The sequence below is a fragment of the Citrobacter sp. Cpo147 genome, from assembly GCF_030332405.1.
GTDB classification, from domain to species: domain Bacteria; phylum Pseudomonadota; class Gammaproteobacteria; order Enterobacterales; family Enterobacteriaceae; genus Citrobacter; species Citrobacter portucalensis.
On sequence record NZ_JAOWHX010000030.1, the window covers coordinates 69,968 to 91,512 of the forward strand.

17 protein-coding genes are annotated in these 21,545 nt (G+C 51.5%); 13 read left to right on the forward strand and 4 right to left on the reverse strand.

The genetic code is table 11. The features are described from left to right. Nucleotides 1-190 precede the first annotated feature (190 nt). The 3 genes from hrpA to aldA all read left to right on the forward strand — a co-directional run bounded on the left by hrpA (nucleotide 191) and on the right by aldA (nucleotide 6,609). On the forward strand, nucleotides 191-4,093 hold the full coding sequence (hrpA, locus tag OGY06_RS02990) for an ATP-dependent RNA helicase HrpA (protein ID WP_286604641.1): 3,903 nt from the start codon (nucleotides 191-193) through the stop codon (nucleotides 4,091-4,093). Nucleotides 4,094-4,178: 85 nt separating this feature from the next. Then, the gene (locus OGY06_RS02995; RefSeq protein ID WP_149335285.1) at nucleotides 4,179-4,970 is read left to right on the forward strand and encodes a YdcF family protein; all 792 of its coding nucleotides are present in this window, start codon (nucleotides 4,179-4,181) and stop codon (nucleotides 4,968-4,970) included. Between the two features lie 199 nt (nucleotides 4,971-5,169). After that, nucleotides 5,170-6,609, forward strand: coding sequence for an aldehyde dehydrogenase (gene aldA, locus OGY06_RS03000; protein ID WP_149335286.1), 1,440 nt, complete (start codon nucleotides 5,170-5,172; stop codon nucleotides 6,607-6,609). A gap of 41 nt (nucleotides 6,610-6,650) precedes the next feature. On the opposite strand, the gene OGY06_RS03005 is transcribed toward aldA, so the two are convergent. After that, complete coding sequence (locus OGY06_RS03005) at nucleotides 6,651-7,577, reverse strand: alpha/beta hydrolase (protein WP_286604645.1); 927 nt, start codon at nucleotides 7,575-7,577, stop codon at nucleotides 6,651-6,653. A 126-nt stretch (nucleotides 7,578-7,703) separates the two neighbouring features. Next, nucleotides 7,704-8,705, reverse strand: a complete 1,002-nt coding sequence (gene gap, locus OGY06_RS03010) for a type I glyceraldehyde-3-phosphate dehydrogenase (protein WP_286604648.1) — start codon at nucleotides 8,703-8,705, stop codon at nucleotides 7,704-7,706. Between the two features lie 189 nt (nucleotides 8,706-8,894). On the opposite strand from gap, the gene cybB reads away from it, so the two are divergent. After that, entirely contained in the window at nucleotides 8,895-9,425 is a 531-nt protein-coding gene (gene cybB / locus OGY06_RS03015; RefSeq protein WP_003833183.1) for a cytochrome b561, read from the forward strand. A gap of 38 nt (nucleotides 9,426-9,463) precedes the next feature. Here the strand turns inward: cybB and OGY06_RS03020 are convergent, their stop codons facing one another. Then, the gene (locus OGY06_RS03020; RefSeq protein ID WP_286604651.1) at nucleotides 9,464-10,390 is read right to left on the reverse strand and encodes a DMT family transporter; all 927 of its coding nucleotides are present in this window, start codon (nucleotides 10,388-10,390) and stop codon (nucleotides 9,464-9,466) included. Between the two features lie 260 nt (nucleotides 10,391-10,650). Here OGY06_RS03020 and OGY06_RS03025 point away from each other — a divergent pair, with 260 nt between their 5' ends. From OGY06_RS03025 to OGY06_RS03055, 7 genes are all read left to right on the forward strand, one after another. Further along, nucleotides 10,651-11,070: a translesion error-prone DNA polymerase V autoproteolytic subunit gene (locus tag OGY06_RS03025; protein ID WP_267391038.1), complete on the forward strand. Its 420-nt coding sequence runs from the start codon at nucleotides 10,651-10,653 to the stop codon at nucleotides 11,068-11,070. Between the two features lie 2 nt (nucleotides 11,071-11,072). Further along, nucleotides 11,073-12,341, forward strand: a complete 1,269-nt coding sequence (locus OGY06_RS03030) for a Y-family DNA polymerase (protein WP_003833181.1) — start codon at nucleotides 11,073-11,075, stop codon at nucleotides 12,339-12,341. Nucleotides 12,342-12,491: 150 nt separating this feature from the next. Next, nucleotides 12,492-13,538 carry a porin OmpA gene (ompA, locus tag OGY06_RS03035; protein ID WP_286604656.1) on the forward strand — a complete coding sequence of 349 codons (1,047 nt, stop codon included), beginning with the start codon at nucleotides 12,492-12,494 and terminating at the stop codon, nucleotides 13,536-13,538. Nucleotides 13,539-13,724: 186 nt separating this feature from the next. After that, nucleotides 13,725-14,513: a hypothetical protein gene (locus OGY06_RS03040; protein WP_050542087.1), complete on the forward strand. Its 789-nt coding sequence runs from the start codon at nucleotides 13,725-13,727 to the stop codon at nucleotides 14,511-14,513. Nucleotides 14,514-14,607: 94 nt separating this feature from the next. Beyond that, complete coding sequence (locus OGY06_RS03045; protein WP_003833178.1) at nucleotides 14,608-14,883, forward strand: metal/formaldehyde-sensitive transcriptional repressor; 276 nt, start codon at nucleotides 14,608-14,610, stop codon at nucleotides 14,881-14,883. A gap of 32 nt (nucleotides 14,884-14,915) precedes the next feature. After that, nucleotides 14,916-16,034: an S-(hydroxymethyl)glutathione dehydrogenase/class III alcohol dehydrogenase gene (locus OGY06_RS03050; RefSeq protein WP_008784862.1), complete on the forward strand. Its 1,119-nt coding sequence runs from the start codon at nucleotides 14,916-14,918 to the stop codon at nucleotides 16,032-16,034. 169 nt (nucleotides 16,035-16,203) lie between these two features. Further along, nucleotides 16,204-17,892 (forward strand): methyl-accepting chemotaxis protein, encoded by a 1,689-nt coding sequence (locus tag OGY06_RS03055; RefSeq protein ID WP_286604659.1) that lies wholly within the window; start codon nucleotides 16,204-16,206, stop codon nucleotides 17,890-17,892. Between the two features lie 40 nt (nucleotides 17,893-17,932). Here the strand turns inward: OGY06_RS03055 and pcaQ are convergent, their stop codons facing one another. Next, nucleotides 17,933-18,856: a pca operon transcription factor PcaQ gene (pcaQ, locus tag OGY06_RS03060; protein ID WP_149335293.1), complete on the reverse strand. Its 924-nt coding sequence runs from the start codon at nucleotides 18,854-18,856 to the stop codon at nucleotides 17,933-17,935. A 231-nt stretch (nucleotides 18,857-19,087) separates the two neighbouring features. On the opposite strand from pcaQ, the gene OGY06_RS03065 reads away from it, so the two are divergent. Beyond that, nucleotides 19,088-19,990 (forward strand): manganese-dependent inorganic pyrophosphatase, encoded by a 903-nt coding sequence (locus tag OGY06_RS03065; RefSeq protein WP_003833173.1) that lies wholly within the window; start codon nucleotides 19,088-19,090, stop codon nucleotides 19,988-19,990. A gap of 120 nt (nucleotides 19,991-20,110) precedes the next feature. After that, nucleotides 20,111-21,454: a 2-oxoadipate dioxygenase/decarboxylase HglS gene (gene hglS, locus OGY06_RS03070; RefSeq protein ID WP_003833171.1), complete on the forward strand. Its 1,344-nt coding sequence runs from the start codon at nucleotides 20,111-20,113 to the stop codon at nucleotides 21,452-21,454. Nucleotides 21,455-21,545 lie beyond the last annotated feature (91 nt).

The following is a 21,545-nucleotide window of genomic DNA, read 5'->3' on the forward strand; positions in this document are numbered from 1 at the left end:
TTATGTGTTTGAAGGGGGGAGTGCCCCGTTGCTTGTTGACACTTTATTCACAATCCTGTCGCAGTGATAGCGCAATATATCGAATCCTATGTTCGAAATTATTGAACAACACATGAAAAGCGCCGATGTGGTACTCTATACCCATCATCTAAAAGAGATTTAACCCGGCAGAGCACTGCCTTTTAACGCTATGACAGAACAACAAAAATTAACCTTCAACATGTTGCAGCAACAGCTGGATTCACTGATGCTGCGTGACAGACAGCGTTTTGCCCGCCGCCTGCACGGTGTGAAGAAGGTTAAAAATCCTGATGCACAACAGGCCATTTACCAGGAGATGGCGAAAGAGATTGAACAGGCAGCCGGTAAAGTTGTGCTGCGTGAAGCGGCGCGTCCGGAAATCAGCTATCCGGAAAACCTGCCCGTCAGCCAGAAAAAACAGGATATTCTGGAAGCAATTCGCGACCATCAGGTGGTGATTGTTGCCGGTGAGACCGGTTCGGGGAAAACCACCCAGTTACCCAAAATCTGTATGGAGCTGGGGCGCGGGGTAAAAGGGCTGATAGGCCATACCCAGCCGCGTCGTCTGGCGGCGCGTACTGTGGCGAACCGTATTGCGGAAGAACTGCAAACCGAGCCGGGCGGCTGTATCGGTTATAAGGTTCGTTTCAGCGATCATGTCAGTGATAACACCATGGTCAAGCTGATGACGGACGGTATCCTGCTGGCGGAAATCCAACAGGATCGGCTGCTAATGCAGTACGACACCATCATCATCGATGAAGCGCATGAACGCAGTCTGAATATCGACTTTCTGCTCGGCTATCTGAAAGAACTTCTACCGCGTCGCCCGGATCTAAAAATTATCATCACGTCGGCGACCATCGATCCTGAACGTTTTTCAAAGCATTTCAATAACGCGCCGATTATCGAAGTCTCCGGCCGAACGTATCCGGTGGAAGTGCGCTATCGCCCGATTGTTGAAGATGCAGATGACACTGAGCGTGACCAACTGCAGGCAATTTTTGATGCCGTAGATGAACTGGGACGTGAAGGGCCAGGCGACATTCTGATATTCATGAGCGGAGAGCGCGAAATCCGCGACACCGCCGATGCCCTGAATAAGCTGGATTTACGCCACACCGAAGTGCTGCCGTTGTATGCGCGTCTCTCCAATAGCGAGCAGAACCGCGTGTTCCAGTCGCACAGCGGTCGCCGTATCGTGCTGGCGACCAACGTGGCGGAAACGTCGCTGACCGTACCGGGCATCAAGTATGTGATTGACCCGGGCACTGCGCGTATTAGTCGTTACAGTTACCGCACCAAAGTCCAGCGCTTACCAATAGAACCGGTGTCACAGGCTTCCGCTAACCAGCGTAAAGGCCGCTGCGGTCGTGTTTCGGAAGGGATCTGTATTCGTCTGTATTCCGAAGACGATTTCCTGTCGCGTCCGGAGTTTACCGACCCGGAGATCCTGCGTACCAACCTGGCATCCGTTATTTTGCAGATGACCGCGTTGGGGCTGGGCGATATCGCCGCGTTCCCGTTTGTTGAAGCGCCGGATAAGCGCAATATTCAGGACGGTGTACGTCTGCTCGAAGAGCTGGGGGCGATAACCACCGACGAACAGGCAACCGCTTACAAGTTAACGCCGTTGGGCCGTCAACTGTCGCAACTGCCAGTGGACCCACGGCTGGCGCGCATGGTGCTGGAAGCGCAAAAACATGGCTGTGTGCGTGAGGCGATGATCATTACCTCGGCGCTGTCCATTCAGGATCCGCGCGAGCGTCCGATGGACAAGCAGCAGGCTTCCGACGAGAAACATCGCCGCTTCCACGACAAAGAGTCTGATTTTCTTGCATTTGTGAATCTGTGGAACTATCTCGGCGAGCAGCAAAAAGCACTGTCGTCAAACCAGTTTCGTCGCCAGTGCAAAGTCGATTTCCTGAACTACCTGCGCGTGCGCGAGTGGCAGGATATCTACACGCAACTGCGCCAGGTGGTGAAAGAGTTGGGTATTCCGGTTAACAGTGAACCTGCTGAATATCGGGAGATCCACGTCGCGTTGCTGACCGGTTTACTGTCGCACATCGGGATGAAAGATACCGATAAACAGGAGTTTACCGGGGCGCGTAACGCTCGCTTCTCGATCTTTCCGGGGTCGGGTTTATTCAAAAAACCGCCGAAGTGGACGATGGTGGCAGAGCTGGTAGAAACCAGCCGCCTGTGGGGACGTATTGCCGCGCGTATCGATCCTGAATGGGTGGAACCGGTAGCCCAGCATCTGATCAAACGTTCATACAGTGAACCTCACTGGGAGCGCGCGCAGGGTGCTGTGATGGCGACAGAAAAAGTCACTGTCTACGGCTTACCGATTGTTGCAGCCCGTAAGGTGAATTACAGCCAGATCGATCCCACGTTGTCGCGTGAACTGTTCATTCGTCATGCGCTGGTGGAAGGCGACTGGCAAACGCGCCATGCGTTTTTCCGTGACAATCTGAAGTTACGGGCTGAAGTGGAAGAGTTAGAACACAAATCACGCCGTCGCGACATTCTGGTCGATGATGAGACGCTGTTTGAGTTTTACGACCAGCGCATCAGCCATGACGTAGTTTCTGCTCGTCACTTTGATAGCTGGTGGAAAAAGGTCAGCCGTGAAACACCGGATCTGCTCAACTTTGAAAAGAGCATGCTTATCAAAGAGGGCGCGGAAAAAATCAGTAAGCTGGATTATCCGAACTTCTGGCATCAGGGTAACCTTAAGCTGCGCCTGAGCTACCAGTTCGAACCTGGAGCCGATGCGGACGGTGTGACCGTACATATTCCACTCCCGCTGCTTAATCAGATCGACGAGAGCGGTTTTGAATGGCAAATTCCGGGGCTACGCCGCGAACTGGTGATTGCCCTGATTAAGTCGTTGCCAAAACCGGTACGACGCAACTTTGTGCCCGCGCCGAACTATGCGGAAGCGTTTTTAGGCCGCGTCACACCGCTGGAACTGCCGCTGCTGGACGCGCTGGAGCGTGAACTGCGCCGCATGACCGGCGTTACCGTTGACCGTGAAGACTGGCACTGGGATCAGGTGCCAGATCACTTAAAAATCACCTTCCGGGTGGTAGATGATAAAAATAAGAAACTGCAGGAAGGACGTTCGCTACAGGGCCTGAAAGATGCGCTGAAGGGCAAAGTTCAGGAAACATTGTCCGCGGTGGCCGATGACGGCATCGAACAGAGTGGGTTGCACATCTGGAGCTTCGGTCAGCTTCCGGAAAGTTACGAACAAAAACGCGGTAACTATAAGGTGAAAGCGTGGCCGGCGCTGGTCGATGAGCGTGACAGCGTTGCCATCAAACTGTTTGATAATCCGCTGGAACAACAGCAGGCGATGTGGTGCGGTTTACGCCGCCTGTTGCTGCTGAATATTCCTTCGCCAATCAAATATTTGCACGAGAAGCTGCCCAATAAAGCCAAGCTGGGGCTGTACTTTAACCCATACGGTAAAGTTCTGGATTTGATTGACGACTGTATCTCCTGCGGTGTGGATCAGTTAATTGACGCCAACGGTGGTCCGGTGTGGACCGAAGAAGGCTTCGCGGCGTTGCATGAAAAAGTGCGGGCTGAACTGAACGATACGGTGGTGGAGATTGCGAAGCAGGTCGAACAGATCCTGACCGCAGTGTTTAATATCAACAAACGTCTGAAAGGGCGCGTGGATATGACCATGGCGCTGGGTCTTGCGGATATCAAATCGCAAATGGGCGGCCTGGTGTATCGCGGGTTTGTTACCGGCAATGGTTTCAAACGTCTGGGCGATACGTTGCGTTATTTGCAGGCTATTGAAAAACGTCTGGAAAAACTGGCTATCGACCCGCACCGTGACCGTGCACAGATGCTGAAAGTGGACAGTGTGCAGCAGGCCTGGCAGCAGTGGTTCAATAAACTGCCTCCCGCGCGCCGTCAAGATGCCGATGTCAAAGAGATCCGCTGGATGATAGAAGAGCTGCGCGTCAGCTATTTTGCCCAGCAGCTTGGTACACCGTATCCGATCTCCGATAAACGTATTCTGCAGGCGATGGAGCAGATTTCGGGATAAATCGGTGCAGGGCCGTAGGCCGGATAAGGCGTAGTCGCCATCCGGCATCTGTACCCGGTAAAGATAAACACCAGGAGTCATCAATATGAGTCAGTTTCCGACACTTTCCGCAACCACTCTTGCGGCTATCAATACCGTAGGGCGATGGCTGGCGCAGAATGATTTTACGGGGAATATCTCCGTTCAGTCAGATTGCGTGATTCTGGCAGGGAACGCGGTTATTCCGACCATCGACGCTGCTTGTCGGATCGCGAAAGAGCAACAGGTTCCCTTGCTGATTAGCGGTGGTATCGGTCATTCCACGCGCTTTCTGTATGATGCGATTGCCCAGCATCCGCGTTATAACATCATTCGTACTGCCGGACGCGCGGAAGCGGCAATCCTTGCCGATATTGCTCACCAGTTCTGGCAAATTCCAGGTGAGAAAATTTGGGTGGAAGATCAGTCGACAAACTGCGGTGAAAATGCCCGATTTAGCTGTGCGTTACTGAATCAGGCGGCAGAAAGCATTCATACCGTCATTGTGGTGCAGGATCCCACTATGCAACGCCGCACAATGGCCACGTTTCAGCGCGTAACCCGCGATGAGCAACATGCGCCGCGCTGGTTGAGTTTCCCTGGTTTCATTCCTGAACTGGCCCAACAGCACAACGGCGTGGATTTTGTGCCCGCGGCAGAAGGTCTGTGGTCGGTAGACCGCTATCTTTCTCTCATTACCGGTGAACTTCCGCGACTGCGGGATGATGCTGCCGGGTATGGGCCCTGTGGACACGATTTTATCGTACATGTTGATATTCCCCAGGACGTTGAGCAAGCCTGGCAGCAGCTAAAAAATGATACCGCGCTGACCGACTTACTGGAGAGCCGTTCTCTGTAATTTTTGCTGCCCGTTTGTCGGCGTTTTATGGCAAACGGGCAGAAAGCCCATCCGTTTTTTCTCTTCATCATCACTTTTCCAGATGCTTTTATGAAGCAGTTCACAGAACCGCCACTCCAGCGATAATGCGTCATGCATGATTGATATTAATTAACAATAGTTTTACTTGTTAAAAACAAATCAATCACAGGAGAGCCGCATGTCAGTACCCGTACAACATCCTATGTATATCGATGGGCAGTTTGTGACCTGGCACGATGACGCCTGGATTGATGTCGTCAATCCGGCCACGGAAGAGATTATCTCGCGTATTCCCGATGGGCGTGCCGAAGATGCGCGTAAAGCGATCGATGCTGCGGATCGCGCTCAGCCGCAATGGGAAGCGTTGCCTGCCATTGAACGGGCAAACTGGTTACGCAAAATTTCTGCAGGTATCCGCCAGCGAGCCGATGAAATCAGCGCGTTGATTGTGGCGGAAGGTGGAAAAATTCAACAACTGGCTGACGTTGAAGTCGCGTTTACCGCCGACTATATCGATTACATGGCGGAGTGGGCGCGTCGTTATGAAGGCGAGATCCTGCAAAGCGATCGCCCGGGTGAGAATATCCTGCTGTTTAAGCGTGCACTGGGCGTGACGACGGGCATTCTACCGTGGAACTTCCCGTTTTTCCTGATTGCCCGCAAACTGGCTCCCGCCTTGCTGACGGGGAATACCATCGTCATTAAGCCGAGTGAATTCACACCGAATAACGCCATCGCCTTTGCCAAAATTGTTGATGACATTGGTTTACCGCGCGGAGTCTTTAACCTGGTGCTGGGACGCGGTGAAACGGTCGGTCAGGAGCTGGCCGGAAACCCGAAGGTCGCCATGGTGAGCATGACCGGTAGCGTCGGCGCAGGTGAGAAAATTATGGCCGCAGCGGCCAAAAACATCACCAAAGTTTGTCTGGAGTTGGGTGGTAAAGCTCCAGCTATCGTGATGGACGATGCTGACCTTGAGCTGGCAGTGAAGGCCATTGTTGACTCACGGGTGATTAATACCGGACAGGTATGCAACTGTGCCGAGCGCGTATACGTTCAGAAAGGTATCTATGACCAGTTCGTTAATCGTCTGGGTGAGGCGATGAAAGCCGTGCTGTTTGGCAATCCGGCCGAGCGCAATGACATTGCGATGGGGCCACTGATTAATGCCGCTGCGCTGGAGCGTGTAGAGCAAAAAGTCGAGCGAGCGGTGCAGGAAGGCGCCCGTGTGGTGCTGGGCGGTAAAGCCGTTGCCGGCAAAGGTTATTACTATCCGCCGACGTTACTGTTAGACGTGCGCCAGGATATGGCGATTATGCACGAGGAGACGTTTGGTCCGGTGCTGCCGGTGGTTGCATTTGATACGCTGGAACAGGCGCTGACAATGGCCAATGACAGCGACTACGGACTGACCTCATCGATCTATACGCAGAATCTGAATACGGCAATGAAGGCGATTAAGGGGCTGAAGTTTGGCGAAACCTATATTAATCGCGAAAACTTCGAGGCGATGCAGGGCTTCCACGCTGGCTGGCGCAAGTCCGGGATTGGCGGGGCAGATGGTAAACACGGTCTGAATGAATACCTGCAAACACAGGTAGTGTATTTGCAGTCTTAAGTTTTTCGCCGGGTGAGCCTGTGCGCCACCCGGCGCAATTCTCACACTTTGGTGGCGATCCAGTTCATCATCATTTCCGGCCAGATGGCCAGCGGTAACCCTTGCGCATCGCGAATACCAAATCCGTGCTTACCGCGTTCAAACAGATGCATTTCGACCGGAACTCCCTGCTCACGTAGCGCATTAAAGAAGACCAGGCTGTTTTCCACTTTCACCGCCGGATCGTCAATGGCGTGTAGCAGAAACGTCGCCGGCGTTGTGCTATCCACGCGTTCTTCCAGAGAATAGTGGCGCAGATCTTCCTTTTCGGGCGTAGCGCCAACCAGCTCAAGACGAGAGCCCGGGTGACCGATGTCTTCGCGCAGGGTGACAACCGGGTACACCAGTGCCATGAACGCAGGACGCGTTGGTTGCTCGTCTATGCTATCAATCGGTGTATAAACCGGTTCGGCAAACCGGGTTCCCAGACTGGCGGCCACGTGACCACCGGAAGAGAAGCCCAACACACCGATACGATCAGGGTTAATTTTCCATTCATGGGCGTTGGCGCGAATGTAGCGCATGGCGCGCTGGGCATCGGCCAGCGGCGCGTTTGCACCTTCCTCATGGCCATCACCCGGCATGCGGTAGGTCATCACAAACAGGGTATAACCGCGAGCGTTAAAGAATGGTGCCAGTACGCTGCCTTCTTTATCCATCACCACGCGACGGTAAGAACCTCCCGGTGTAACAAGGATCCCTACGCCGTTAGGTTTTTCGGGGGCATAAACGGTAATTTCCGGGGCGCGAATACCGGTGACAGCACGATCATACTGAGATGTTCCTGTATGTCGGGGTTCAGGCGTAAACACCGCATCGCTGTTTTTTGCTCCGGGGGCTTCACTCTGCGGCCAGAATGAGACGGTGGTTGCGTGGGCAACGGCTTGCTCCATCATGTTTTCTAACGTTTCACGACTCAGTGCTTCCATTACTATGCTCCCTCAGTGGCAAAGGTTAGCTATAGCACAGTCAGTGAATCGAAAACGGGGAGAGACTCACAACGTATTGAATTCGCGGGAAATGAAAGAGGGCGGAGGCAGGCCTCCGCCAGAACATTAGAGCTTGATAAATTTATCCAGCGTACGAATAAGCTGGGTGACAAAACCGTATTCGTTATCGTACCAGGCGACGGTTTTTACCAGTTGCAGATCGCCCACTTCGGTAATCTCGGTTTGTGTTGCATCAAATACCGAACCGAAATGCGAGCCAATGACATCTGATGAGACAATCTCCTCATCGGTATAACCAAATGACTCATTATTTTGCGTGGCTTTTTTCAGCGCGTTGTTGACCTCTTCAGCAGTGACTTTTTTCCCCAATATCGATACCAGTTCCGTGACAGATCCTGTTTTCACCGGAACACGCTGGGCATGGCCTTTTAATTTTCCGCTCAACGCCGGAATAACCAGACCAATGGCCTTGGCGGCACCTGTGGTATGGGGAATGATATTTTCTGCCGCAGCCCGTGAGGCGCGCAGATCTTTCCCGCGTGGACCATCAACCAGCGACTGCGTTCCTGTGTAGGCGTGGATGGTGGTCATAGTGCCAAGCTGAATACTGAAGCTGTCGTGCAGCGCTTTCGCCATCGGTGCCAGGCAGTTGGTGGTGCACGACGCGACCGAGATAATCCGATCGTTCGCATCCATTGTGTCGTCGTTGACGTTAAAGACGATGGTTTTCATATCGCCAGCCGGGGCGGATATTAGTACTTTTTTGGCCCCTGCATCCAGGTGCGCGTTGGCTTTTTCTGTCGAGGTATAAAAACCGGTGCATTCGATGATTATCTCAGCGCCAGTGGTTTTCCATGGGATATTTTTGGCCTCTTTTTCTGCGTAAACCGCGATTTTTTTACCGTCGACAACCAGCGCGTCTTCGGTAAAGTCGATGCTCCAGGGAAACGGGCCGTAGTTTGAATCGTGCTTTAACAGATAGGCGAGGATTTTGGGCGAGGTGAGGTCATTAATGGCCACAACCTCCACGTTGCTTTTGACTTCCAGTAGCCGACGCAATACCAGACGACCGATACGACCAAAACCGTTAATGCCAATTTTACTCATGGTTTTCTCCTGTCAGGATGAGGCGGTACGACATATTTTCCCTACCAGGCTTAGTCCAGACAGGCATCCTCGGCAATAGCGGTTCTTGCGGTTAAGCGTAAGCGACTGAAAATGGGTGAACAAAAGTTAATGAATTTTTAACAAAAGCCCGTTATGTTGACGCATTATTGTTTTTATTCAGGAAGTGTTATGGGGAATAAGTATTCTGGCCTGCAAATCGGTATTCACTGGCTGGTCTTTTTGTTAGTTATTGTGGCCTATAGCGCCATGGAGTTTCGCGGATTTTTCCCGCGCAGCTATCGCCCCTTGTTCAACATGGTGCACGTCTCCTGCGGTATCACTATTTTAACGCTGATGGTGGCGCGTTTGCTGGTCAGGCTGAAATACCCGGCTCCGCCGATTGTGCCGAAACCGAAGCCAATGATGACCGGCATGGCGCATCTGGGGCATCTGGTTATCTATCTGTTGTTTATTGTCCTGCCGATTATTGGGCTGGTGATGATGTACAACCGGGGTAACCCGTGGATTGCATTCGGCATCGTTATGCCGCATGCGGCAGAGGCCAACTTTGATTTAGTGGATATGCTGAAGTCCTGGCACGTGACGCTGGCAAACCTGGGCTATTTTGTTATTGCCCTGCATGCCGTTGCGGCCCTGATGCATCACTATTTCTGGAAGGATAATACGCTGCTGCGCATGATGCCGCGCAAACGCTCCTGAGGTAACGCCCCGCAAATGCGGGGCATTTTTTTAGCCGATTAATTTTCGCAGGGTGGTGCTTTTCGTACGCTTTGAACCTGGGAGACGCGTTTTTTCAGGCTGACGATAGCTAGCGCAACAACAATCAGCACAATACCGCAGCCTTCAACAACACCAGGCTCTTCACCCAGCAACCACCAGGAAAACAGAACGCCACAGACAGGTACCGCCAGCGTACTTAAGCTGGCAATACTGGCTGGTAAGTTACGCAACACAAACAGCCATAAACTCCATGCCAGCGCCGTCGCCAGCACGGCGCTATAAGCTAATGCCCAGAAAACGACAGGTTGCCAGTCTGGAGCTTGCTGTGGAACCAGCCAGGCCACTAGGCTCATCACCAGCGCGGCATACAGCATCTGCCATGCGGTCAACCCTAACAGATCGATATTCGGATGGCGGGTATACATTCGCTTGGCGACAATCGCGCTGGCCCCCCAACTGATCCCAGAAAGGATCGCCAGTAGCGCGCTTTGCATTGAGGCAAAGTTCAGTTGCCATGGCTGTAAAACCAGCAATAATCCCGCAGCTGCCACGGCAATGGCGAAATACTGTAAACGCCGCATGCGTTCACCGAGGAAAATGGCGGCCATAATCACCACCCAGAATGGCATGGTATAACTCAGTATGGCTACTTTACCTGCGCCGCCGCTGACTAGCGCCCATTGTGATAACCCAACCATGCCGCATGTTTGTAGTAAGGCGATCGCTAACGTATAGCCGAAAGGTGTCGGGCGCATTCCTCGGCCACGCAGTAACAGAACGATGAATAACAATAATGCGCCAAAAGAACAGCGTAGTGCGGTGAAGTCGAACGCGCCGATGTAGTGCGTGACCTGTTTCATCGCGATCCAGCTGTAGCTCCAGATGAGCGTTAAGGTGATGAGGCCGCCAATGGCCAGCGGATGACTTTTCCCTGCGGTGGTCATAATGTGTCCGTTTTAATGATTTTAGTACGCCACTATACGCGCTTTAAGGGCGCCGTAGTCGTTATCATTCCGGCTGAGTACATGTTGCGAAAATTTGTACTTTCTTCTGTGGAATAAAACCGAAAATTATTTTTCCAGATAGCATAAACGCTTACCGGCAAGATGATTAAACAACGCTCAGTTCGCCACGTCTGTCACTTGATCACTGTCCTCATTAAAACTACTGTATATAAATACAGTTATATGAGAGGCAGATTATTATGTTGTTTTTCCAGCCAGTTGAACACCCCGAAATCAAACACTTCCCGCTATTTAGCGATCTCGTGCCCTGCGGTTTTCCTTCTCCGGCGCAGGATTACGTTGAGAAACGTATCGATCTTAACGACCTGTTGGTGCAGCATCCCAGCGCAACCTATTTTGTTAAATCGTCTGGCGACTCCATGATGGAGGCAGGGATCGGTGCAGGCGACTTGCTGGTAGTCGACAGTGCCAGAAAAGCGGCCCACGGAGACATTGTGATTGCTGCTATTGAAGGCGAATTCACCGTTAAGCGCCTGCAATTGCATCCGGTGGTGATGTTGAAGCCAGAGAACAGCGCCTACGCACCGATCATGATCGGCAGCGAGGACACGCTGGATATATTTGGCGTGGTGACATTTATCATTAAATCCGCGGGCTGATTATGTTTGCGCTGGTGGATGTTAATTCGTTTTATGCCAGTTGTGAATCGGCATTCCGACCGGACCTGAAAGGTAAACCCGTTGTTGTTCTTTCAAATAACGATGGTTGTGTCATTGCCAGTAGCGCGGAAGCGAAGGCGCTTGGCGTCAATATGGGAGCACCATACTTCAAACAGAAAGATCTGTTCAGGCGCTGCGGCGTGTTCTGCTTTAGTTCGAACTACGAGCTGTATGCGGATATGAGCAGCAGGGTAATGTCGATTCTGGAGGAGCTGTCTCCGCGCGTGGAAATGTACAGTATCGATGAAGCCTTTTGTGATTTAACCGGCGTGCGAAACTGCAGGGATCTTACAGATTTTGGTCGTGAAATCAGAGAAACCATTTTACAGAAAACACGCCTCACGGTTGGGGTCGGTATCGCCCAGACCAAAACCCTGGCCAAGCTGGCGAACCATGCTGCCAAAAAGTGGCAGGAACAGACTGGCGGGGTGGTGGATCTCTCGAATATTGAGCGTCAGCGTAAGCTGATGGCTGCGCTCCCGGTTGATGAAGTCTGGGGTGTCGGACGCCGTATCAGTAAAAAACTGGACGCCATGGGTATTAAAACAGTATGCGACCTGGCGGATACCGATATTCGCTTTATCCGCAAACATTTCAACGTCGTGCTTGAGCGCACTGTGCGGGAATTGCGCGGTGAACCTTGCCTGGCGTTGGAAGAGTTTGCGCCAGTTAAGCAGGAGATCATTTGTTCAAGATCGTTTGGTGAAAAACTCACGGATTACAATGCGATGAGAGAGGCTATTTGTACCTATGCTGCACGTGCTGCGGAAAAATTACGCAGAGAGCACCAGTTCTGCCGGTTTATCTCTACGTTTATCAAAACCAGCCCATTTTCCCTGAATGAACCGTATTACGGTAACAGCGCATCGATAAAACTGCTGACACCAACCCAGGATAGTCGGGAAATTATAAGGGCGGCCACACGTAGCCTGGACGCAATATGGCGAGAGGGACAACGTTATCAAAAAGCAGGGGTCATGCTGGGCGATTTTTTTAGCTCAGGCGTTGCACAGTTGAATCTTTTTGATGACAACGTTCCACGGCATAACAGCGATAAGCTGATGGCCGTTCTGGATACACTCAATGCTGAAAAGGGTAAAGGAACACTCTATTTTGCCGGACAAGGTATACAACAACCGTGGGCAATGAAGCGAGATATGCTTTCACCGCGTTATACAACGAGATATAGCGATTTACTGCGGGTGGGATAGCCATTGTTATCGTAAATAAGCGTCCAGAGCGATTCTAAAACTGTCCAGAAATAAATAAAAAAACGATTATCAGCCTTCATTAAAAATCTTATTGTAGCGCCGACTAACAGATAACTAACTGACAAACGGCAAGTCTATAATAGGAAATTTATGAAAAAGACGCTTATTACACTCATTATTGCAAATGCGCTGACCGCGACTACGGCATTTGCCGCCGCGGATGCGGGAACCTGGTATGCTGGTGGGAAATTTGGTTGGTCACATTACTTTGATACCAGCGCAAGCCAGCAAACGGGGGCCAATGGTAATAAATATGGTGATGTTGGTTTTGATAGCGATAACGTCGGTGGCGGGGTATTTACAGGCTACCAGATTACTCCATGGCTGGCAGTTGAAGGCGGCTATGATTATTTAGGTAATATGCAATTCAACGGTAAAAATGGTTCTTCTGGTTCTCAAATGAAAAGCCAGGGTCTGCAATTGTCGCTGAAAGCAAGTTATGGTTTGACTGATGATTGGGATCTCTACGGTCGTGCAGGGGCAATGGGATATCGCGCGGAGTCAGATATTAAAGGCAATAACCGCTTTGATACCGGTGTGCGTCCGGTTGTGGCTGTCGGTACGGAATATGCCTTTAACAAGAACTGGGCTGGTCGCGTGGAATACCAATGGGTGAGCAACGTGGGTAATGAAAACCAGATTGGCGTATCGAGTGATGTTAGTTCCGTTACCGCTGGGTTGTCATATCGCTTTGGCCAGCATGACGACGCGGAGGTTACGCCTGCTCCGGCAGTTGCCGCCACTCCTGCGCCTGAACCTCAGCGTTTTAACTTAAAATCTGATGTGATGTTTGGTTATGATTCAGCAGCACTAACCTCAGAAGGGAAAGCGGCGATTGCGCAGCTATACCGAAACCCCGGTCTGCAACCGGCCAAAGACAAAGCGACCGTTGTTATTGGCTATAGCGATCGCACCGGAGCCGCAGATTATAACCAGCAACTGTCAGCCCAGCGCGCTCAGGCTGTTGCCGATGAATTAGTCGCGTTAGGCATGCCGGCTGCAAATATTACTGCACAAGGATATGGTTCGAGTGATTCTGTCACGGGATCCAGTTGTGATGGGCAGACCGGACAGCAGCTGATTAATTGTCTTGCTCCAGATCGCCATGTCGTTGTTGAGATCACTGATAAGCACTAAATCGGTGTACAAAAAGCCCTCCTCATTATCGAATGGGGAGGGCTTTTTTATTCGCACAGTGAACTATCATTAACTGTGACAATTTAAAGATGTTAGAGCGTAATCATGTTCATAGAATCGTTAGTTTCGAGAGCTAAAGGTAAATTATGGCGTTATTTTCTGCCACGGTTTACTCTGAAAAATCATGTGGATGATCAAGTATATAATTACTATGGTGTTTATTTTTCGGATGTAAAACAAGAAAAATATCAGCTTGTGAGTCTAAGAGGCAAAAATGTTGTGCTTGAAAAATGGCATGCTGAGCAGCACGCCTATATGGAGAAAATAAACCTTCCACTCAATGATATTGAAAAAATGAATGTTGAGATTATTCATTGGAGAAAGCAAGGTCCGTTAAGGTTTAATTCGATTTTTCTTTTTGCAATAAATTATTTTACGCGTATTGCTTATGTAAAAAATGCTCTGACGAGAGCAAAAAGCAATCTCTTTTCTTCATTCGCCAGTAACAAGGCGTTGAGTGGACTTGATCGTATAATGTTGCTACAGATGCTGGTGAACGAATATGTACATCAATCGCCAGAGAAAACTCACACTGGAGTAACATGTGATGAGGTTATTGATCTATTGTACGGGACGCTTTGGTATAAACATATCAAGAATGAAGATTTCAGGAGGAAGGTCTTTCTGCTGCTCCAGTCACTTGTAATTACAGAGGATGTCAGATTTAGTGATGAAAAATATTATATTCAGGGCAAGGCTATTTCAACAATTGTTTCATGGGAATCTGAAGATAAACGGGAAAAGCAGCAGATCAGGATCCAGAAAAATATTAGTCGTTTGATGCTTGTGATTACCGCGTCCACATTGATGATCACCCTGGCGATACTGGCTCAGGCAGGCCTTATTAATCTACATAATCTTTGGGTGCATCTGACACAGTTAAAACCAATCAGGGTGTTGTTCAAACTAATATAATAAAAATCAATGCGTTAACATAATCAGTAATCATATATTTTACAGCCAAATAACAAATCTGATAGTATACCCCCCTATAGTATTTGGAGGGCGTATGCCGCATTCACCTGAAGACAAGAAACGCATTCTCACCCGTGTACGCCGTATTCGCGGTCAGGTTGATGCGCTTGAGCGCGCACTGGAGTCCGGCGAACCGTGTCTGGCTATCCTGCAGCAAATTGCCGCCGTGCGCGGTGCATCCAATGGCCTGATGGGCGAAATGGTTGAGATCCATCTGAAAGACGAGCTGGTCAGCGGGGAAACTACGCCAGATCAGCGTGCCGTGCGCATGGCTGAAATCGGCCATCTTCTGCGTGCTTATCTAAAATAACACCATCACCTCGCAATAATGGGAAGAGACAAATGAAATCACGTGCAGCAGTTGCATTCGGCCCCGGCCAACCGTTAAAAATTGTCGAAATCGACGTCGCACCGCCAAAGAAAGGTGAAGTGCTGGTTAAAATTACCCATACCGGCGTGTGCCACACCGACGCCTTTACGCTCTCTGGCGACGATCCGGAAGGCGTATTCCCGGCGGTACTTGGCCATGAAGGTGGTGGCATTGTGGTTGAAGTAGGCGAAGGCGTTACCAGTCTGAAACCGGGCGATCATGTGATCCCGCTGTACACCGCAGAGTGCGGCGAGTGTAAGTTCTGTAAATCGGGTAAAACCAACTTGTGCCAGGCCGTACGTGCGACCCAGGGCAAAGGTCTGATGCCGGATGGCACAACGCGCTTCTCGTATAACGGTGAGCCGATTTATCACTATATGGGCACCAGCACCTTCAGCGAATACACTGTTTGCGCGGAGATCTCTCTGGCGAAGGTTAACCCGCAGGCCCCGCTGGACAAAGTGTGTCTGCTGGGTTGTGGCGTGACCACCGGTATCGGAGCAGTCCATAACACCGCAAAAGTGAAAGAAGGCGACACCGTAGCCGTATTTGGTCTGGGCGGTATTGGTCTGGCGGTCATTCAGGGCGCGGTGCAGGCGAAAGCCGGGCGTATTCTGGCCGTTGATACCAATCCGGAAAAATTTAAGTTGGCAGGTGAGATGGGCGCGACCGACTTCATCAACCCGAAGGATTACGACAAACCGATTCAGGATGTGATCGTCGAACTGACTGACGGCGGTGTGGATTTTAGCTTTGAATGTATCGGTAATGTTAACGTGATGCGCGCAGCGCTGGAATGTTGCCATAAAGGATGGGGCGAAAGCATCATCATTGGCGTGGCGGGAGCAGGACAAGAGATCAAAACGCGTCCGTTCCAGCTGGTTACCGGGCGTGTCTGGCGCGGTTCCGCGTTTGGCGGCGTGAAAGGGCGCACTCAGCTTCCAGGCATGGTTGAAGAAGCAATGAGCGGGAAAATTCAGTTGGATCCGTTTATCACCCACCGTTTACCGCTGGAGCAGATTAACGAAGCGTTCGATTTAATGCATCAGGGTAAGTCCATCCGTACCGTTATCCACTTTGGCGATAACTGATTCATTGGCCAGCGGATTTAACCGCTGGCACTTTCCTGAATTTTTTAGAATTATGTTGTGAAAGTGTGACGAATCCGGCGCTTTTCACGGTAAGTAAACTTCCCGGATTGCCGATGACTATCTAACGGGCGTGTTTTCACGCATAAACCCTACAAGAGAGTCGACGGTCATGGACAACACTACATCGATGCAAGCCCAGCATCAACTGGGCTTTCTGCATCAAATCCGGCTGGTTCCGCTGTTTTCCTCCATTCTCGGTGGCATTCTCCTGCTGTTCGCCCTAAGTTCTGGGCTGGCAAGCTATTTTCTTATGCAGGCCGATCGCGATCAGCGCGACGTGACCGATGAGATTCAGGTCAGGATGGGGTTATCTAACAGCTCTAACCACTTACGCACCGCACGTATCAATATGATCCACGCCGGCGCGGCGAGCCGTATCGCCGAAATGGATGACATGAAGGCCAATATTGCCGAGGCCGAAAAACGGATCAAGCAGTCGCAGGACGGTTTTAACGCGTATATGTCGCGTGCGGTAAAAACGTCTGCTGATGAAGCGCTAGATGCTGAACTGAGCGCCAGCTTCAAAGCCTATACCGACGGCTTACAGCCCATGCTGAAGTACGCTAAAAACGGCATGTTTGAAGCGATCATCAACCATGAAAATGAACAGGCCCGACCGCTGGACTCTGCTTACAATAAGGTATTGTTAAAAGCGATCGACATTCGTACCGCAAGGGCGAACCAGTTAAGCGAACAGGCGCATCAGCGTACACAACTCGGCATGGCTTTTATGCTGGGTGCATTCGTTCTTGCGCTGGCGCTGACCGTAATGACGTTCATTGTTCTGCGCCGCACGGTCATTCATCCTCTGTTACGCGCGGCCAAGCGTATTGAGCAAATTTCCGCGGGCGATCTGACGATGCAAGATGAACCGACCGGGCGTAGCGAAATTGGTCGCCTGAGCCGTCACCTACAGGCAATGCAACGATCGTTGGGGAAAACGGTGGGCACGGTACGTCAGGGCGCGGAAGAAATCTACCGCGGTACCAGTGAGATTTCGGCGGGTAATACCGATCTGTCTTCACGTACTGAACAACAGGCTGCGGCGATTGAACAAACGGCAGCCAGCATGGAAGAGCTGACGGCCACGGTGAAGCAAAACGCCGACAATGCGCATCACGCAAGCAAGCTGGCGGAAGATGCGTCCGGCAAGGCCAGTCGGGGCGGTCAGATGGTTTCTGGCGTGGTGAAAACCATGGGCAATATCTCAACGAGCTCGAAGAAAATCTCCGAAATCACAGCCGTGATTAATAGCATTGCTTTCCAGACCAATATCCTGGCGCTGAACGCGGCGGTAGAGGCAGCGCGGGCAGGAGAGCAGGGGCGTGGATTTGCCGTGGTCGCCAGTGAGGTCCGTACGCTGGCAAGCCGCAGCGCTCAGGCGGCAAAAGAGATTGAAGGATTGATCAGCGAATCGGTCCGACTGATTGACCAGGGCTCCGGAGAAGTCGTCGCGGCGGGCAATACGATGACGGATATTGTCGATGCGGTAAAACGCGTCACCGACATTATGTTAGAAATTGCGGCGGCTTCTGATGAGCAGAGCCGGGGCATCGTACAGGTGAGCCAGGCGATATCAGAAATGGATAAGGTTACGCAGCAAAATGCCTCGCTGGTTGAAGAAGCATCGGCTGCGGCGGCGTCTCTGGAAGAGCAGGCTGCACGCTTAACGGAAGCCGTTGGCACGTTTCGTTTAAGAGGAATAAGCGCGATTAAACGCGCTTTCGTGACCACTACGCCTGACCCTTCACGTCCGCAGACGGCAACGGCCAGTGGCGATAACTGGGAAACGTTTTAACAATAAATTAAGGGACCTGATGGTCCCTTAATTTTTGGTATCAAAACGGTACGGTTTTGCGTATTGCGGCGATAAGGATCTGCGCGGCCTGAGAGAGTTGCACATCGACACGGGTAAGAATACCGATGGGTTCGCCCGCCCCGTGGGTAGGTATCGGCAACGACACCAGCGTCGCCTGGCGTAAATCTTCTCTAACCGCGCCTGAAGGGACAAACCACACATAGTCGTAATCAACCGTCAGCTGGCGGGAAAGCGATGCTGACAGTGTTTCAATGCAGCCTGGCGGCATTTTACAACCCTGACTTTGCAACAATGCTTCTGCGTGCTGGCGAGGTGCGGTTCCTTTTGGCGAAACCACCACCGGCCACTCCATTACCCGACTTAACGTGATGGTTTCCTGCAACAGCGGATGGTTAGGGCGCACGACCAGTTTAAGTGATTCCAGAAACAACAATTCATAATTCAGACCGACCATCAATTCTGGATCGGCCATGCGACCAATGCCAAGGTCGATTTCCCCGGATTTTAAACCTGCCAGAATCATCGGATTGCTCATGGTGGCGACCTGTAGCGTGGTCTCCATTTGCTGCTTGTGGAAAGGACCAATTACCGCAGGCAGAATGCCCAGTGCCGCGGTGGGTAAGGCCCCGATCCGTACTACATCACTCTGCGACTCTTCGCGCTGATTTAACGCTTGTCCGGCGGTGTTGAGCGCATCCAGCACTCTTACCGCGTGGGTAAGAAACTGTTCTCCGGGCAGCGTTAACTGCGCGCCAAGGCGGCCACGCTCAAAGAGCCGGGTCCCGGTCAGTTGCTCCAGTTCATTTAGCGTTTTGGAGAGAGCCGGTTGGCTCAGGTTAAGGGTCTCAGCCGCGCGCCCCAACGTTCCCTGCTGTGCAACGGCGACAAAAGTATGAAGGTGGCGCAAGCGAATGCGCTGATTGAACAGAACATTTTTTTCCATAAGCGATGTTAAAAACAGAGTCGTATCGGTGACAAGTAAAGTTGTTTGTTTTTGATAACCTGATAGCAAAATATTATTAACATTTATCATGTTTTACTTACAACTGATTTATTTTGCTTATGTTTTGTACAGCATTGCTGGGGAGTGGGATCATGGAAGGGAGTGTGCCCAGTCGTTATACTTTGGTGATTGTTTACTTTTGAACGATTTCTCTTCACAAGGCACTGATGAATGATACATGTAATAGGGCACCTTAATCCCGATAGTGATGCCATCTGCACCGCCGCAATGACGGCGCGTTGGCTTAGTTTACGTGGCCAGCAGGCGACGGCATGGCGTTTGGGCGAGCCTAACCGCGAAACGCAGTTTATCTTTGAGCATGCGGGGCTGACGATGCCTGAACGGTTGGCGTTTGAACTGACCGATCGTGATGTCTGGCTGGTCGATTTCACCGAGCCTACCCAGGGGCCGGAATCGTTGACCGAAAGTAACGTGGTGGGAATTATCGATCATCACCGACTCGGTGGGTTAGTCACCCGTCTGCCACCGGAAGTGTGGGTGAAGCCCGTCGGCAGTAGCGCAACCCTGCTGTGGCAACTGATGACGGAGGATGAACGCAACCAGTTATCTTCCTCTGAGGCTGTTATACTGCTCGGTGCTGTATTGAGTGACACTGTCACGCTGCGTTCACCAACGACCACCTCTGACGATCGTCAGGCGGTTGATGCGCTGGCCCAAAAAACCGGAGTGGATCTTGACGCTTTCAGCCGCGACCTGCTGTCAGCCAAAACAAGCGTTGAAGGGATGAGCGCCCGCGAACTTCTGCAGAAAGACATTAAAACCTTCACCATCCATGGACATTCAGTCTGTGTAGCGCAGCTTGAACTGTATGCGCTGCAACAGGTGGATGCGGTGCTGGACGATCTCCGACAGGAAATGGCGAGCTATGCAGAAGAAAAGAATGCTGCGTTAGTCGTGCTGATGCTCACTGACATCAATCTGGGTGACACCAGCCTGTGGTTTGCTGGATCAGAACTTTCAGACATCCCGCAGCCTTGCAAGGTAGAAGGTATGCTTAGCCGTAAAAAACAGATGCTGCCCTGGCTGGAAAGTCATTTGAAACCACGCCAGTAGGTACTGTTCATCTTTTGTATGGGTGGGAAGTTTACGCGGGGTCACACTTTGTAAATTCTTCCCACCGGAGTCAGCGGCGTTTTCTACACTCCAGGTAATATTCACTGGAGGCATGACATTATGGCGAACACCATCACGGCAGATGAGATTCGGGAACAATTTTCGCAGGCAATGTCAGCAATGTACCAGCAGGAAGTCCCGCAGTACGGCACGTTGCTGGAACTTGTCGCTGATGTGAATCTGGCGGTACTGGAAAATAATCCGACGCTGCATGAAAAACTGGCGAATGCGGATGAACTGGCCCGGCTAAACGTTGAGCGTCATGGCGCCATTCGAGTGGGTACCGCGCAGGAGCTTTCTACGCTGCGCCGGATGTTTGCCGTTATGGGCATGTATCCGGTGAGTTATTACGATCTCTCCCAGGCGGGCGTCCCAGTACATTCCACAGCCTTCCGTCCCATCGACGATGCCTCGCTATCGCGCAACCCGTTTCGGGTATTCACCTCGTTATTACGGCTCGAACTAATCGAAAACGCCGCGCTGCGGCAAAAAGCCGCTGAGATCCTCGCGAAACGCGATATTTTCACTCGCCGTTGCCACGAGCTGCTGGATGAATTTGATGCGCAGGGCAGTTTTACAACTGAACAGGCGCAAGAGTTTGTGCATGAAGCGCTGGAAACATTCCGCTGGCATCAGCACGCCACGGTCGATGAAGAGACCTATCACGCATTACATAACGAACATCGGCTGATTGCTGATGTAGTGTGCTTCCCCGGTTGTCATATCAACCATCTGACACCGCGAACGCTGGATATTGACCGGGTGCAGTCGATGATGCCGGAATGCGGCATTGAGCCCAAAATACTGATTGAAGGGCCGCCGCGCCGCGAGGTGCCCATTTTATTGCGTCAGACCAGTTTCAAAGCGCTGGAAGAACCGGTGTTGTTTGCCGGTGAAATGCGCGGCACTCACACGGCACGTTTTGGTGAAATCGAACAGCGCGGCGTGGCCCTGACGCCGAAAGGTAGAGCGTTGTACGACGAATTGCTGAATAAAGCGGGAACGGGGAAAGACAATCTGACGCACCAGCTACATCTTCAGGAGGTGTTCAAAGCCTTCCCGGACAGCGAATTCCTGCTGCGCCAGCAGGGGCTAGCCTGGTTCCGCTATCGTCTGACGCCATCGGGTGAAGCGCATCGGCAGGCGATTCGCCCGGATGACGATCCGCAGCCGCTTATTGAACGGGGCTGGCTGGTTGCGCAACCCATCACCTACGAAGATTTTTTACCGGTGAGCGCCGCAGGAATTTTCCAGTCCAATTTGGGTAATGAAACACAAGCTCGCAGCCACGGAAATTCCAGCCGCGACGCGTTTGAACAGGCGCTGGGTTGCGCGGTTTATGATGAGTTTGCGCTGTATCAGGAGGCTCAAGAGCGAAGTAAACGTCGGTGTGGTTTACTTTAATGGAATTTACATGGGATTCGGTCTGTTCCCATCGACATAAAATATTTTCGATTTTGTACAGATAATCGGCGACCAACAATTGGATTATTAA

Bases quoted from the DNA above. Each gene is read 5' to 3' on its own strand.
- hrpA (WP_286604641.1), top strand. From the start codon at position 191: ATGACAGAACAACAAAAATTAACCTTCAACATGTTGCAGCAACAGCTG.
- OGY06_RS02995 (WP_149335285.1), top strand. From the start codon at position 4,179: ATGAGTCAGTTTCCGACACTTTCCGCAACCACTCTTGCGGCTATCAAT.
- aldA (WP_149335286.1), top strand. From the start codon at position 5,170: ATGTCAGTACCCGTACAACATCCTATGTATATCGATGGGCAGTTTGTG.
- OGY06_RS03005 (WP_286604645.1), bottom strand. From the start codon at position 7,577: ATGGAAGCACTGAGTCGTGAAACGTTAGAAAACATGATGGAGCAAGCC.
- gap (WP_286604648.1), bottom strand. From the start codon at position 8,705: ATGAGTAAAATTGGCATTAACGGTTTTGGTCGTATCGGTCGTCTGGTA.
- cybB (WP_003833183.1), top strand. From the start codon at position 8,895: ATGGGGAATAAGTATTCTGGCCTGCAAATCGGTATTCACTGGCTGGTC.
- OGY06_RS03020 (WP_286604651.1), bottom strand. From the start codon at position 10,390: ATGACCACCGCAGGGAAAAGTCATCCGCTGGCCATTGGCGGCCTCATC.
- OGY06_RS03025 (WP_267391038.1), top strand. From the start codon at position 10,651: ATGTTGTTTTTCCAGCCAGTTGAACACCCCGAAATCAAACACTTCCCG.
- OGY06_RS03030 (WP_003833181.1), top strand. From the start codon at position 11,073: ATGTTTGCGCTGGTGGATGTTAATTCGTTTTATGCCAGTTGTGAATCG.
- ompA (WP_286604656.1), top strand. From the start codon at position 12,492: ATGAAAAAGACGCTTATTACACTCATTATTGCAAATGCGCTGACCGCG.
- OGY06_RS03045 (WP_003833178.1), top strand. From the start codon at position 14,608: ATGCCGCATTCACCTGAAGACAAGAAACGCATTCTCACCCGTGTACGC.
- OGY06_RS03050 (WP_008784862.1), top strand. From the start codon at position 14,916: ATGAAATCACGTGCAGCAGTTGCATTCGGCCCCGGCCAACCGTTAAAA.
- OGY06_RS03055 (WP_286604659.1), top strand. From the start codon at position 16,204: ATGGACAACACTACATCGATGCAAGCCCAGCATCAACTGGGCTTTCTG.
- pcaQ (WP_149335293.1), bottom strand. From the start codon at position 18,856: ATGGAAAAAAATGTTCTGTTCAATCAGCGCATTCGCTTGCGCCACCTT.
- OGY06_RS03065 (WP_003833173.1), top strand. From the start codon at position 19,088: ATGATACATGTAATAGGGCACCTTAATCCCGATAGTGATGCCATCTGC.
- hglS (WP_003833171.1), top strand. From the start codon at position 20,111: ATGGCGAACACCATCACGGCAGATGAGATTCGGGAACAATTTTCGCAG.